We start from the raw sequence: 14499 nt of genomic DNA, 5'->3' as shown, positions 1-14499 counted from the left end.
AGAGCCACAGGGGTTGCCTGTGGTTTTGTTGTACTCGATGAAGGTATCTGTCTTTGACGGATACCTTCTTTTTTTGCTGAAGCGATGGACCGGACAAAAAAGCCCACTGGTAAAATCAGTGGGCTCAGAATCACTAAACCAGGAATGTTAGAATCGCGATGAATGATGAACCAGCGGCTGTACTTCCAATTCACACTCGGTAATTTCCATCAAACCCGCTGGGTTCAAACCCGTGAGCAGCACCCGTTTGGTTTCATTGATCAGCAGCGGATCGTACTGGGCCGTTACCCGAACGTAATTTTCGGTAAACCCCTGCATCTGCCCATTTTCAATATCTTCTTCAAACAGTACCGTCGCTTCCCGACTCACTTGCTGCTCATAGAAATACCGTCTTTTTTTCTCCGAAAGACTGTGCAGCATTTTTGACCGTTCTGCGCGCTTTGAAGGGTTGACCACCGGCTTGATGGTCAGGGCGTGGGTGTTCGGGCGTTCGGAATACGTAAAAACGTGGAGGTATGATACGGGGAGTTCGTTCAGGAAGTGGCAGGTTTCCAGAAAAGCCTCGTCGGTTTCGCCGGGGTGCCCCACGATAACGTCCACACCGATGCAGGCATGGGGCATCAGTTCCTTGATTTTGGTCACCCGCTCGGCGTAAAGTTCGCGCTTGTACCGGCGACGCATGAAGGCCAGCACCGCATTGGAACCCGATTGCAGCGGTACGTGAAAGTGCGGCACAAAACGCTTGGACCCAGCCACGAAAGCAATGATCTCGTCGGTCAGCAGATTAGGCTCAATGGAAGAAATCCGAAACCGTTCAATCCCGTCTACCTCGTCCAGCGCCTGAATTAGTTGCAGGAAGGTTTCCTGCCGCTGGTTCGTCTGGCCGGATTGGGGGCGTAAGCCAAAGTCGCCGATGTTAACGCCGGTCAGGACAATTTCCTTAACACCCCGGGCCGCAATGTCGCGCGCCATGCGCACCACGTTGTCGATGGTGTCGCTTCGGCTGTTGCCGCGGGCGAGCGGGATGGTGCAGTAGGAGCAAGGATAATCACAACCATCCTGCACTTTCAGAAACGTACGGGTGCGGTCGTTGAGCGAATAGGAGGCATGGTAATCGATGGCGTTTTCAATGGGCGAGTTGTACACCACCGCTTTGCCGGAGGTTTCCTTTACGAAGCCACCCAGGAGTTCGGCCAGCCGGAATTTTTCGGAAGCGCCCAGCACCGCATCAACGCCCGGAATGGAAGCAATCTCTTCGGGTTTCAACTGGGCATAACAACCAACAATGGCCACGTAGCCGTCCGGATTGATGTGTTGCGCTTCACGGACAATTTTCCGGCATTTTTTATCCGCATTGTCCGTTACCGAGCAGGTGTTGATGATGAATATATCCGGCTTTTGGTTGAATTCCACCCGTTCATACCCCTTCTGTTCCAGCATCCGGGACAGGGTCGATGTTTCGGAGAAGTTCAGTTTGCAGCCGAGTGTATAGAATGCAATCTTTTTCATTAAATACAAAGGTACGAAAACTATCCCAAACGAACTTGCGAGTTGCCCGGCCGACCGCTGGGCTACCTTATTTATCCAGAAAATCCTGGTACGATTCCTCCTCGTAGGCTTCCCCCAGCTCAATATCCTGCTGATCGATTTGGCCTTCCGAAGAAATCAGCCGACGGCTGGTGTTGTCGTACACGAAATGCCGCCTGGGTTGAATAACGCCGAAACCGTTGTTGAAAGCAAAATAGGCAAACGAGCGGTTGTTGGGATTCAGAATATCTCGACTCCATTTAAAGTCCGTTGCGTTGAGACTCAGTTGGTGAAGCAACGTGGCCGGCAGATCGGTCTGCGATCCGATGCGATCAATGGTTTGCGGTTTACTTTTTAAGGCGCCCCCCAGCCAGAGCATGGGAATGTGGAAGTCCCGCATTTTGTCGGCCGCCATTGCCGGCAGCCGGTGACCGTGGTCAGCCGTAACGATAATCAGCGTATTCGACCACCAGGGCTGCTTTTTAGCCTGGGCAATAAACTCACCCAGGCTGCGGTCGGCATAATACATGGCGTTCAAAAACAGGGACTCTTCGTCGTCGCCCGGAAATACCGTCGGCATTGGAACCTCGAATGGTTCGTGGCTGCTCAGGGTGAAAAACGTCGTGAAAAACGGCTGTTTAGTGGCGTTTAGATCCGATAAAATCCGGTTGTAAACAACATGGTCGTGGGCGCCCCATTTGGAATTCCAGTCGCTGCGCTCAAAATCGCTTTTGGCTACAATCCGGTCGAACTGATTGTGGTAGAGGTACGATTTAATATTAGCAAATTCGGTTTCCCCACCGTAATAAAAAGAGGTTTGGTAACCGGCTTTTTTCATCGCCTGGCCCAGGGTGGGCAGTTTGGCGGCCTTGGAGGGTAGCGTCATGATCGAAGCCGTTGCCTGGGCCGGAAATCCGCTGAGCAGCGCAATCAAGCCTTTTTCACTGCGGTCGCCACTGGCGTAAACCTGATTGAAGAGCAAACCTTCGTGGGTTAATTTTTCAAATTGGGGGGTAACGCCCGTTCGACCGCCCAGAGCCGCCACGGATTTGGCCGTGAAGCTTTCCCAGATAATAAAAATAACGTTAGGCTTCGGAACCGCAAGCAGTGATTGGGTCTGGGAGACGGGTTGATACAGCGCCTGTAAGGCTTGGTCGGCCTGCCCTTTCGGGAAGAAGTTATAAGGGTTACTGCCGAATTTATTGCTTTCAAGGCAGGAGTGAATGAAGTTCCACTGCGGTGTGACGGCTGCGTAATTGGCAAAAGCCGTTGGGGAAAAATATACCGCACTCACGTTCATGGGCGCCAACTGGGTGCCGCCCCGGATGGGGATAATCAGCGCAGCGGTGACGCCCAGGAGGGCCGGGGTTGCAAGCCAGAGTCTGACGGGTTGTAACGGTTTAACACTCCATTGAATAAGCCGGTTAAACGCGTAATCGCCAACCAGCAGCAGGGCCAGAAAGACCGTGATCAATAAGAAAATGGGGGATGAAGCCACCGAAGCCGCAGCCTCGCGGGGGGATTTCAGGTAATGCAGCGGAGTAATGTCCAGGTGAAAACCCCAGGTCCGGAAAACCTCCAGATCCGCCACACCAATCAGCGCCACCAGGATCAGTTCAACGAACGTCAGCAGGCGGAGTGTCGTGGCCAGTTTTCGGGTCGACCAATTGGGAAGGAATGCAATCAGCAGAGCCGGAAGCGCCGTGAGGTATCCCGCCGTCGACAGATCCATGCGAAAGCCGTGTGCAAATATCCCCAGCAGGGTAGAGAAGTCCAGTTGATGGGTTTGCGGTTGATACCAGAGAAACAAAACACGATTAAGGGCCAACCAGCTCGACCAGCCTAGCAAATAAGTCACAATTAATAAAGAACGACTCTTCATCTACTTACGTAATAATCGGTATTTCTTTAACAAAGATAAGGCCATTTTAGATCGGTCTTGCGAGTTATTGCGTGAACGGTATGAGAAAGATGGAAAAGTCGATCTTTTATTTGTCTAATTTAATCTTTAATGAATCTAATATGGTTCGGAAATAGTTCTTTTCTTAGATCTGCCCAACTGTTTCGCTTGAAACTCAGTTTTGGCGATTTGGGCATTTTTTTGTGAAAAAGTGCTTAAAATGAAGCTGAATTTTTGGAAATGAAATCAAATTATCTGTATTTTTGGCTGTTTTTAATTCAAAAACCACCTCGAACCTAATATGTCTAACTTTCGGTTTAAAGCTCTCGAAATTGCACAAAGTCGGCAAGCGTTGGCCGTAGCTCCTCCCGCCGAGAAGGTGTCGGAATTCTATGGATCCTACACTTTTAATAACGAAGTGATGCGCTCCCTGCTGTCGCCGGAAGCGTACCTCAAAATTACTCAGGCCATCGAAACCGGCGGTAAAATAGACCGGGACATTGCGGATGAAGTGGCGAATGCCATGAAATCCTGGGCGCTGGCTAAAGGAGCTACCCACTACACGCACTGGTTCCAGCCACTGACGGGTGATACAGCCGAAAAACACGATGCATTCTTTGATGTAACGATAGAAGGAAAAGCCATCGAAAAGTTCAAAGGAAGCGCCCTGGTTCAGCAGGAACCCGACGCTTCGTCGTTCCCCAACGGCGGTCTGCGGAATACGTTTGAAGCCCGCGGTTACACGGGGTGGGACCCCAGCTCGCCGGCTTTCCTGATGGACAACGGTGCGGGTGGTAAAACACTTTGTATCCCTTCCGTATTTATTTCGTATACCGGAGAAGCTCTTGACTACAAAACGCCTTTGCTGAAAGCCCTGTCGGCGGTTGATAAAGCAGCAACGGCCGTTTGCCAATATTTCGATCGCAATGTCACGAAAGTAACCCCGACGCTCGGACCCGAGCAGGAGTATTTCGTCGTTGATAAAGCCCTTTTCTACGCCCGCCCGGACCTGGTAATGGCCGGACGCACGGTATTCGGACATTCGCCCGCCCGTGGCCAGCAGCTGGAAGACCACTATTTCGGTACGATTCCCCCGCGCGTGAACGCGTTCATGGTTGATTTCGAATTCGAAGCCATGAAACTCGGTATGCCGGTTCGGACGCGTCACAACGAGGTAGCTCCCGGTCAGTTTGAAGTGGCTCCAACTTTTGAAGAAGTGAACCTGGCCATCGACCACAATGCCCTGTTGATGGACCTGATGGAAAAAGTTGCCGAAAAACACAACTTCAAGATTCTGTTCCACGAAAAACCGTTTGCCGGTATCAACGGAAGCGGAAAGCACAACAACTGGTCGCTGGGTACTAACACCGGCGTTAACCTGCTGGCTCCCAGCTCGAAGCCAAAAGAAAGCCTGCGTTTTCTGACCTTCCTGGTCAACGTGGTGAAAGCCGTACACGATCATGCCGATCTGCTGCGCGCCAGCATCGCTTCCGCCGGTAACGAATACCGTCTGGGGGCCAACGAAGCTCCCCCGGCTATTGTTTCTATCTTCCTGGGCGAGTCGCTGACGAAGGCGCTGGAAGACCTCGAAACCAAGTCGGAAGTAATCGTAAACAAAGGCGATAACGTTTATTACAAACTGGGTATCAACCGGATCCCGTCGCTGCTCCGCGATAATACCGACCGGAACCGCACTTCACCGTTTGCCTTCACCGGTAACAAATTTGAATTCCGGGCCGTCGGTGGTGGTGCCAACTCCGCTTCGACCATGACGGTGCTGAACGCAATCGTAGCCGATCAGTTAAACAAATTCAAGCAGGATCTGGATGCTCGTCTGGCCAACGGAGAGAAGAAAGAACTGGCGATTGTTGATATTCTGAAAGCCTACTACGCTGATTCAAAACGCATCCTGTTTGAAGGAAACGGGTATTCGGATGAGTGGGTTGAAGAAGCGGCACAACGTGGTTTGTCGAACATCAAATCTTCGCCGGAAGCCCTGGGCGTTTACCTGAAACCCGAGTCGCTGGACCTCTTCGAGCGTACGGGCGTTCTGAGCCACACCGAGGTGGAATCCCGCTACGAAATCGAGCTGGAAAAATACGTGAAGAAAGTGCAGATCGAATCGCGCGTGATTGGTGATCTGGCGCTGAACCACATCATCTCAACGGCTTTAAAATACCTGAACAAACTGGCTGAAACGGCGAAGTCACTGGTTGATCTGGGTATGAACAGCGAAGCCGAGCCGATCAAAGCGATGATCGCCGAAATTTCGGCCCGCGTCAGCAACATCAAGAAAGGTGTTGAAGACATGACCGAAACCCGCAAGCGGGCCAATGCCTTGCCGACGGCCGCCGAGATGGCGAAGGTGTACGCAACCGAAGTGAAAGACTACTTCGATGTTATCCGCTACGAAGTTGATAAACTGGAATTGATTATCGACGATGAAGACTGGCCTTTGGTGAAATACCGTGAACTGCTTTTTGTAAAATAATAAAGTTTTTCCAACCATATCGCTACATAAAGCCCGCGCCAATTGGCGCGGGCTTTTGTTTTTCGAAAGCTCAGGATTAGTTTCTGGTATTCCCGTAAATTTTTAGTTAAAAATACGCTTATTTGTATTTTCGTTCTGCTAAACCAAAACTGGCATCCCGGCGTAAAAAGCAACTAATTGACTTTCAAATTCTGAGCAAAAATGCCCTTTACCGTAGCAACCTTTATGCGCGATTTGTGCCGCTTACCGCATCGGGGTGCGGCCACGGTCAACGAAGCTTCGGCCATCGATTTGCTGACGGCAGCCCTGCGCGAACTTCAGGCTACGGTGTTAGTCGAACCCTTTCGGACGCCCCCCACGTATGTTCCGGTTATTTACTGGCTGATTGGTAGCGTCGTTGTGGGGTTATTTACCTTGCCCTGGCTGGGTTGGGTATCCGTCGGCTGGACCTGGTGCTGGATCGTCATGAACTGGCTGTTTTTCAACTGGCGTTATTCACCCGTAACCCGGCTGCCACCGCAGGTGACCTCCCACAATGTGATCGGCCACTGGCGTGAGAAAGAAGACGGGGGGCGCAAAGAACGCAACGCCCCCATCATGAAAGTGATTTTAATGGCTCATTATGATACCGCGCCCATTTCACTGCTGTACCGCAACGACCGGGTTGGCAGTTTTCACCTGTCGATCGTTATGTCGCTGGTCTTGATGCTGGTGGCCGGATTATTGATGATCCTGGAACAGGCCGGGTTAGGAACGCGGTGGCTGGTCTTGTTTCGGAACGGTTTAATTGCCTATTTCGTTCTTCAGGCACTGCTGGGCACCTTGGGCTACTGGCTGTATGGATATTCCAACGGAGCCAGCGATAATGCGACTGGTGTGGCTGCGGCCCTGGCTACCGCCGAACGGTTGCAACAAGTATATTTGCCGGGTATGGACGTTGAGGTGGTTTTGACGGGGGCCGAAGAAGCGGGTATGATGGGTTCGCGGGCGTACCTGGAAAAACACATCGATAGCTGGCCCAAAGGGCGGACCGTTGTCGTCAATTTTGATACGTTGGGGAACGGAACCCTGCGGGTTATTAAACATACCGGCACAATTGAAGTTATTGAGTATACCAATGAACTCATGAATTCGGCCGAAAGCCTGCTGGAAGAAAAGCCGTTTCTGGGGGTTGTTAAACCCGATCGCTGGCATACGGCCGATTTCGACAGCGTATGGTTTGTTCGCCGGAACATACCGGTTATGACCTTGACCGCGATGGATGCGCGGGGCCGGATGCCAAACATCCACCGAATGGAGGACCAGCTGGTTCTGACGGATGTATCCGCCATTCCGGTCGCGGTTGATTTTGCCATTCAAACCATTGTTCGGAGTTACCAGACTTATGAAGTGACAGCCGAACGATTCTAATTGAATGGAGCTAGCCCCAAACGGCAGCAAGAAGGAGTCTCACAAAGAAACAAATTCGTTATAGTTAATTGATTATTTAAATGGGGACGTATAAAAACGAAGGATTTGATCCGGCGGTGATCCGAAGTCTCAAGGAACAGTATACCCAGGAGGGCAGCTCATTCATTTATGTTGAGGACGACGAAGACGATTTCGAGGTGCTGAACTCGGGTGAATGTGTTCATGTTCAGTTTGTAGGAAAATACAGAGAATCTGAAGTAATCTATGACGCCATCATCTACACGCTGCGGCTGCACCATAGCAGTCTGGTGTACGAAATGGCCATGGAAAAGGTAAAGAAATCCTTTCCGAGTTATGTGCCGGTAGAGGAGCGGAAAGCCGATTACCGCATTGACCCGGAACTGGAAGAAGAAATTGAGTTGTTCCTGACCGAATTGATTGAGGAAATTGAAGAAACGGAAGCGGTTAAAGTGCAGGAACACATCGAAGTTGATCCGGATTTTGAATACGGCATCAGCCTCGACGTTTGTCTGAATGTGGACGAAATCACCGATGATGTCATCGAAGACTTTATTGCCCGCTTCAATTCGAACTCCCTGGAGCTTGACAAGACGATGTATTCATTTTCGAGTGATGAATCCGAAAGTTGATTCTTTTTCGTTTAGAAGGTAAGGAAGCCAGTTGAGGAGCCGTTTTGGGGCTCATTCACCCGTATTTATGCATTTGTTTTATCAGCCTGATGCAGGAGCATTTCCGTTTCTGAGTGAGGAGGAATCCCGGCATTGCGTCAAAACCCTGCGCTTAACGAAGGGTGACAGCATCGATGTTACCGATGGGCGGGGAAGCCGTTACAAAAGCGTCATCGAAACCGCCGATCCGCGCCGGTGTACTTTTCGCATTCAGGAAACGACAACCGAAATACCGCGGCCGTACCGCATCCACCTGGCCGTGGCACCGACCAAAAATAGCGACCGAATCGAATGGCTGGTTGAAAAAACGGTCGAACTGGGCATCGATCACCTGAGTTTTTTCGTTAGTAAACATTCGGAACGGCGTTTGCTTAAGATCGATCGACTGGAAAAAATTGCCGTGGCCGCCATGAAGCAGTCGTTGCAGTTGTTTCTGCCGGTGATCGATCCCCTGCTGGACTTTGCCAGCGTGCTTACTCAACCGGCCGATCAGCGGTTTATTGCGCATCTACCGGAGGACGGATCGGCCGCACCGTTGTGGAAGTCGGCCCGGCCGGGCGGGACCACGCTGGTCTTGATCGGGCCAGAGGGTGATTTCGCCAAACCGGAGCTCGACTCGGCCCTTTCCAGCGGATTCAGCATGGCGACGCTCGGAGCGACGCGGCTGCGCACCGAAACGGCGGCTTTGGCAGCCTGTCATACCCTACATCTGATAAATACGATATGATGACGAAACGGCTTACGTACATTCTGCAAACGGTGTTGGTAATCACGGTGCTGACCACAACGGCCGTTCGGGCGCAATACTCCTACAAAATTGCCAAACTCAAGTACAACGGTGGGGGCGACTGGTACGCCAACAAAACATCCATTCCCAACCTGATCAAGTTTTGCAACACAAACCTGCGAATGAATATTTTTCCGGAGGAAGATATTGTGGAGGTCGGCAGTCCCGAGTTGTTTTCGTACCCGTTTGTTCACATGACCGGTCACGGAAACGTGGTGTTTACGGATGCCGAAGCGCAGAACCTGAGACGGTATCTGATGTCGGGCGGATTTTTGCACATCGATGATAATTACGGGCTGGATAAATTCATTCGCCGGGAGATGAAAAAAGTATTTCCGGAGCTGACGTTTATTGAGTTGCCTTATAACCATCCCGTTTATCACCAGAAGTTTAATTTCACCAGCGGGCTGCCCAAGGTGCACGAACACGACGGAAAAGCCCCGCAGGGATTTGGATTAATCTGGGAAGGACGTCTGGTTTGTTTTTACAGTTATGAGTGCGATTTAGGGAACGGATGGGAGGATCAATCTGTTTATAATGATCCGGAGGAGGCCCGTCAGCAGGCTTTACGGATGGGTGCCAACCTGTTACAGTATTCGACAACCGCGTACTGAATTAAATTTTAGAAAAAATAAAAATTTGTCTTATTCGGTTAACAATCGGCTTAATTGTTGTAGATTTGTATAAATCAATTGCACTGAAGTTGGTTTTAGCCATTCACCTTTAACAAAATTACGCCTGTGGTAATAATCCTTATTGCCTTTGTTGTACACTGGTACGTGTCGCTTTTCTGCCAGACCTTTTTTCTACACCGGTACTCGGCACACAAGATGTTCACGATGAGCAAGGTTTGGGAACGCTTTTTCTTTTTCCTGACCTATGTTTCGCAAGGATCATCGTATTTAAGCCCACGGGCTTATGCGGTTTTGCACCGGATGCACCATGCATTCAGTGATACGCCGAAAGACCCCCACTCACCGCACCATACGAAGAACGTATTTACGATGATGTGGAAAACAAAAGATATTTATAATGCCGTCCTGAATCGGGTTCGGCCTATCGAAGCGAAATTTGACCGCAACTATCCGGAATGGTACGCGCTGGAGAAAGTGGGAGATTCCTGGATTTCGCGCGTTGCCTGGGGAACGGCTTATTCCCTGTTCTATATTTTTGCCTTCATTTATCTGGATATGCACTGGGCGTTTTTCTTCCTGCTGCCTATTCACTTCCTGATGGGGCCTATCCACGGCGCTATTGTTAACTGGAGCGGTCACAAGTACGGATACGCCAATTTTGACAACCACGATAAATCGAAAAACTCGCTGTTCTTCGATTGGCTGATGATGGGCGAGTTGTTCCAGAACAACCACCACAAACGCCCCAATGCCGCCAACTTCGGGGCGAAATGGTGGGAGCTTGACCCCACTTACCCGGTGATTAAGTTTTTAGCTTGGACTGGTATTATTAAAATGCGTCCTGCTAAAGTAACCAGCGCCGAATTTGAGACGGGCCACGATCGGCTGGTTGAAAAGAGTGAGCAGATTTCAGCCTAATAGCTTTTAATACATAACAAAAATTCCCGCCAGTCTAACTGGCGGGAATTTTTGTTTACGGGAAAACCGGAACCGCTACAGCAGTACTTTCGCGATTTCTTCCCAGGAGAAAACCCGTTGAAATAGTTCGTTGTCTTGATTGTGGGGGGCATCAAACAGCAAGCCTTTCCCCTGGAAACTCACCAGATTATACGGCATATCGTCGATCATGACGTCGGCCCGGATGATACTTTTATCTCCGCAGAAAACCCGGTTTTTCCAGTGAATGTGCGGGAAGTGGCGATCCAGCCAGTCGTATTTTTCCGCCAGCGAGTTGCGGAATTCCATTGCTGCTGAGGTTACGAACAGATCGTACTTTTCAGCTAAAGCCCGGGTGATTTCCGGTGCCCCCGGCATCACTTCAATATCGGCGAAGAAACCCGGCTGATGAACATAGTCGGACAACCGCTGGGAAATATCCTTCTCCAGTACCTCATGAAAGGAATTTTCCCGAAAGACGTCGGGAAGGGCGTTTGTGTCGAAATCACGGCGGTAGATGGCAATAAATTTGCCGACGGTGTCCGCCAGCACGTCGTCCATGTCAATGGCAATGCGAGGTTTCATCCTTTGAATTTTACACCAATAGCTCTTTTTCCGCTTGAATATACAACGGCGTCAATTGGTTTCTTGGCTTCCTCGGCTTCTTTTTTCACCCGCCGGACAAATTGCTCCATGTCTTCTTCAATGGAATTATTCACCAGGCCGCTCGTAAAATACGATTTCGCTTTGACACCGCCGGATGCGTCGACGACAGTTTCGTAATCCTTAACGGGTTCGTTCATGACGTACACGGCCAGTCCATCGATTTTGCGAACCTTGGCCAGCCCCTTGTCGTTGCCCCCGTTGCCTTTAAATTTGATGGCAATGGCGGTTTTCGACCCTGAAATTACAACCGCATCGAATTCCTGATTTTTGGATTTGGCGTCTTTGGTTGCCCGCCGGACAAACTGGGAGACTTTATCGGAGACGCCTTCGTTGACGACACCGCCCGTTAGTAACGAAGCTGCTTTGGCGCCCGTTGCTACTTCAAAAACAGTTTCATAAGCCTGTAGGGGTTCGCACAGGACGTAGGTTTCAACACCCTGAATTTTTTCAACCCGCGCCTGATTTTGCGCGAAAGCGGATGGTAGCGTTAGAAAGGCACAGAAAAGACCGGCAACTAGTTGCTTAACGTTCATAGGATTTGATGTTTTAGTATAAAACGCTCGAAGCTAAGGACGGCGCAAAGAAACTGCAACCCATCCGCCACGGGTTGTTTCTTTCGCGCCCTGAACTGTAAATTCGAGTTGCTGAACCGCAGCTGAACGGTTTTTAGACCAGCTTGCGTTCCGGATCGAACCCTTCCAGGTAATCGGAAACCCGTTTGACAAACTGACCACCCAATGAACCATCCACCACCCGGTGGTCGTAGCTGTGGGAAATAAACATTTTGTGCCGAATGCCGATCAGATCGCCCTGCGGAGTTTCAATCACCGCCGGTTTTTTCTCGATGGCACCGAATGCCATAATGGCCACCTGGGGCTGAACAATGATGGGCGTTCCCATGACGTTGCCGAACGTGCCAATGTTGGAAACCGTGTATGTGCCGTTCGCCAGGTCATCCGCCGTGAGTTTGCTTTCGCGGGCCCGTCGGCTCAAGTCATTTACTTTTTTCGTCAGGCCCACCAGGTTGTACTGATCCGCATCATGAATCACCGGCACGATCAGATTGCCGCTCGGCAGAGCCACCGCCATGCCGACATTAATGCTTTTTTTGACCAGAATCCGATCGCCATCCACCGAGACATTAATTAGTGGAAAATCCCGAATGGCTTTCACCAGGGCTTCGATCAACAGGGGCGTGTAGGTGATATTTTCGCCGTATTGCTGCTGAAACAGTTTCTTGTTGCGCTCCCGCCACTGCACGATCACCGTCATGTCCGTCTCGACGAACGAGGAAACGTGGGGCGAAATTCGCTTTGATTCGACCATGCGCTCGGCAATCATTTTCCGCATCCGGTCCATTTGAATAATATCCTGCTGCCCCGAAACGGACGGTGCAACGGATACCGGTTTGGGTGGTGCGGGGGGAGCCACGGGCCCGGCTTTTCGTTTTTCGACGAAGGCCAGAATATCGTTTTTGGTAATGCGGTTTTCGGCCCCGGTGCCGGTAATAGTCGCAAGTTCGGATTCTGAAATGCCTTCAGCCTTGATGATGCTTTGGACGAGGGGGGAAAGAAACCCTTTATTAGCGTTGTTAGTACTGCTTTCGGCGTCGGTACGGATGGAGGGGTTGCTTGTGGAAAGCCGGGCCACGTCCGTTTCGAGTTTTGCCGCTACGCTGGCTACGTCATGTTCTTCGGTTTCCCCGGCCACCGGCGCATCGGGTTGCGTAGCGGTCGGTGCGGGGGCAGCAGCCGGTTCATCCTGCTCCACTTCAATGCGGGCAACCGGACTGCCGATAGCGACCACGTCACCGTCTTTGACCAGAACCTCTTTTAAAATGCCGGAGTGCGAAGCCGGAACGTCGGTATCCACTTTATCGGTCGCTACTTCCAGAATCGAGTCGTCGGCTTCAATGCGGTCGCCGGGCTTTTTGAGCCAGGAAATAACCGTACATTCAATAATGCTTTCGCCCATTTTGGGCATAACCATGTCAACGAGTGCCATTGATGGGTGGTTTTATAGTTCGTCCAGCAGCGTCTGCCGCAGGAGATTCAAGACATAAACACTGGTTAATTGGATGTTTTGCTCCCGGAAAGGCCCGAGCTTGAGCAGCCGGGCGACGGTTTGCTTTTCGGTGGAGCAGGCAATCCAGATCGTGCCAACCGGCTTTTCGGGCGTTCCGCCGTTGGGTCCGGCAATGCCGCTGGTAGCAATGCCGACGTTCGCACCCAGCACCGTTCGCGCACCCTCCGCCATTTCCCGCACGGTTTGTTCGCTGACGGCCCCAAACTGGCTGATGGTTTCGGGTTTAACGCCCAACTGACTAACCTTAACGGTGTTGCTGTAGCTCACGACGCCACCGACGAAATAAGCCGAGGAACCGGAATATTTCGTGATCTGGCTGGCCACAAAGCCGCCCGTGCAGCTCTCGGCCGTCGCCAGCATCCAGCTTTTTTCGGATAACAGTTTCGCCACCACGGTTTCCAGTTCGTCGTCGTCGTAGCCAAAGACGTACGGCTGAATCAGGGGCAAAACGGCCTGCACCAGGGCGTCTATCTCTTCTTTCAGGCGAATGGAGTCGGTGCCGGTTCCGGTCAGCCGGAGACGAACCTGGCCAAAATGGGGGAGATAAGCCAGTTTGATGTGTGCAGGCAGGTTGTTTTCCCAGTCGGCGATGGTTTCGGCCAGAAACGACTCCCCGATGCCCACCGTCCGGATCATTTTGTGCACAATGACCGGCGTTTCAAAATGCTTTTGCAGCATCGGGATAATCCGGTACTGCATCAGGTTTTTCATTTCGAAGGGCACGCCCGGCAGCGACACATACACCGTTCCGTTTTCGTGAAACCACATGCCCGGCGCCGTTCCCCAGTCGTTGGCTACGTAGGTGCAATTGAGGGGCAGATCGGCCTGGCGGGCGTTAATTTCGGTGATCTGACGGCCGCGGCTTTCAAAAAACTTCGTCACAAACGCCAGCGCTTCGGGATTGCGTTCGAGGGTGGTATTGAAAAAGTCGCAAAGGGTTACTTTGGTGATGTCGTCTTTGGTTGGCCCCAGCCCCCCGGTCAAAATAACTAGGTCGACGCGTTGAGTGGCCTCGTTCAGCACATCTAAAATGGCTTCCCGGTTGTCGCCGACCGACGATTTGCGCACCGTCCGGATACCTATCTTTGTTAATTCGGCCCCGATCCATTGGGTGTTGGTGTCGGTAATTTGTCCAAACAGAATTTCATCACCAATCGTTATGACTTCGGCCAGAATGGGTTTCATGAAAAGGAATTACGAATTTTTGTGGTTCGGCCTTTGACTTTTACCCAGATTTCCTGTCTTATCAAAAAGGCCGATTGACAGAACAACAACCGAATGCGGTGTTTGGCGCCAAAAGTACGTAAAAAAACGATTTTTCTTTTGTCGGTCACCGGTCGGCCAGCGTTACAACTTACATAGCAACCTGAAAT

Annotated in this window: 12 protein-coding genes; 6 read left to right on the top strand and 6 right to left on the bottom strand. The window is 51.2% G+C overall.

The annotated features are described in order from the left end of the window. Positions 1-147: 147 nt before the first annotated feature. Positions 148-1509, bottom strand: a complete 1362-nt coding sequence (gene mtaB / locus OQ371_RS21295; RefSeq protein WP_265990348.1) for a tRNA (N(6)-L-threonylcarbamoyladenosine(37)-C(2))-methylthiotransferase MtaB — start codon at positions 1507-1509, stop codon at positions 148-150. A 67-nt stretch (positions 1510-1576) separates the two neighbouring features. Then, entirely contained in the window at positions 1577-3259 is a 1683-nt protein-coding gene (locus OQ371_RS21290; RefSeq protein ID WP_265990347.1) for an LTA synthase family protein, read from the bottom strand. 469 nt (positions 3260-3728) lie between these two features. Here OQ371_RS21290 and OQ371_RS21285 point away from each other — a divergent pair, with 469 nt between their 5' ends. The 6 genes from OQ371_RS21285 (at position 3729) to OQ371_RS21260 (ending at position 10357) form a co-directional block, all read left to right on the top strand. After that, positions 3729-5918: a glutamine synthetase III family protein gene (locus OQ371_RS21285; RefSeq protein WP_265990346.1), complete on the top strand. Its 2190-nt coding sequence runs from the start codon at positions 3729-3731 to the stop codon at positions 5916-5918. Positions 5919-6119: 201 nt separating this feature from the next. Then, positions 6120-7328 carry a M20/M25/M40 family metallo-hydrolase gene (locus OQ371_RS21280; RefSeq protein ID WP_265990345.1) on the top strand — a complete coding sequence of 403 codons (1209 nt, stop codon included), beginning with the start codon at positions 6120-6122 and terminating at the stop codon, positions 7326-7328. Between the two features lie 80 nt (positions 7329-7408). Then, positions 7409-7978, top strand: coding sequence for a hypothetical protein (locus OQ371_RS21275; protein ID WP_265990344.1), 570 nt, complete (start codon positions 7409-7411; stop codon positions 7976-7978). A 67-nt stretch (positions 7979-8045) separates the two neighbouring features. Continuing rightward, on the top strand, positions 8046-8744 hold the full coding sequence (locus OQ371_RS21270) for a 16S rRNA (uracil(1498)-N(3))-methyltransferase (protein WP_265990343.1): 699 nt from the start codon (positions 8046-8048) through the stop codon (positions 8742-8744). Beyond that, on the top strand, positions 8741-9418 hold the full coding sequence (locus tag OQ371_RS21265; RefSeq protein WP_374761425.1) for a DUF4159 domain-containing protein: 678 nt from the start codon (positions 8741-8743) through the stop codon (positions 9416-9418). The genes OQ371_RS21270 and OQ371_RS21265 overlap by 4 nt, the downstream gene beginning before the upstream one ends. A gap of 126 nt (positions 9419-9544) precedes the next feature. Then, a complete protein-coding gene (locus OQ371_RS21260) occupies positions 9545-10357 on the top strand; it encodes an acyl-CoA desaturase (protein ID WP_265990342.1) in 813 nt (270 codons plus the stop codon). A gap of 75 nt (positions 10358-10432) precedes the next feature. Here OQ371_RS21260 and OQ371_RS21255 read toward each other — a convergent pair whose 3' ends face one another. The 4 genes from OQ371_RS21255 to OQ371_RS21240 all read right to left on the bottom strand — a co-directional run bounded on the left by OQ371_RS21255 (position 10433) and on the right by OQ371_RS21240 (position 14311). Further along, on the bottom strand, positions 10433-10960 hold the full coding sequence (locus OQ371_RS21255; RefSeq protein ID WP_265990341.1) for a 5' nucleotidase, NT5C type: 528 nt from the start codon (positions 10958-10960) through the stop codon (positions 10433-10435). Continuing rightward, positions 10957-11574 carry a hypothetical protein gene (locus OQ371_RS21250; protein ID WP_265990340.1) on the bottom strand — a complete coding sequence of 206 codons (618 nt, stop codon included), beginning with the start codon at positions 11572-11574 and terminating at the stop codon, positions 10957-10959. Before OQ371_RS21250 ends, OQ371_RS21255 begins: the two co-directional genes overlap by 4 nt. 133 nt (positions 11575-11707) lie before the next feature. Then, complete coding sequence (locus tag OQ371_RS21245) at positions 11708-13045, bottom strand: dihydrolipoamide acetyltransferase family protein (RefSeq protein ID WP_265990339.1); 1338 nt, start codon at positions 13043-13045, stop codon at positions 11708-11710. Positions 13046-13057: 12 nt separating this feature from the next. Then, positions 13058-14311 (bottom strand): competence/damage-inducible protein A, encoded by a 1254-nt coding sequence (locus tag OQ371_RS21240; protein WP_265990338.1) that lies wholly within the window; start codon positions 14309-14311, stop codon positions 13058-13060. Between the last annotated feature and the right edge of the window lie 188 nt (positions 14312-14499).

The sequence above is a fragment of the Larkinella insperata genome (assembly GCF_026248825.1).
Taxonomy (GTDB): domain Bacteria; phylum Bacteroidota; class Bacteroidia; order Cytophagales; family Spirosomataceae; genus Larkinella; species Larkinella insperata.
The sequence above is the reverse complement of the archived record's forward strand: the minus strand, read 5'-3'. Positions and strand labels throughout refer to the sequence as shown.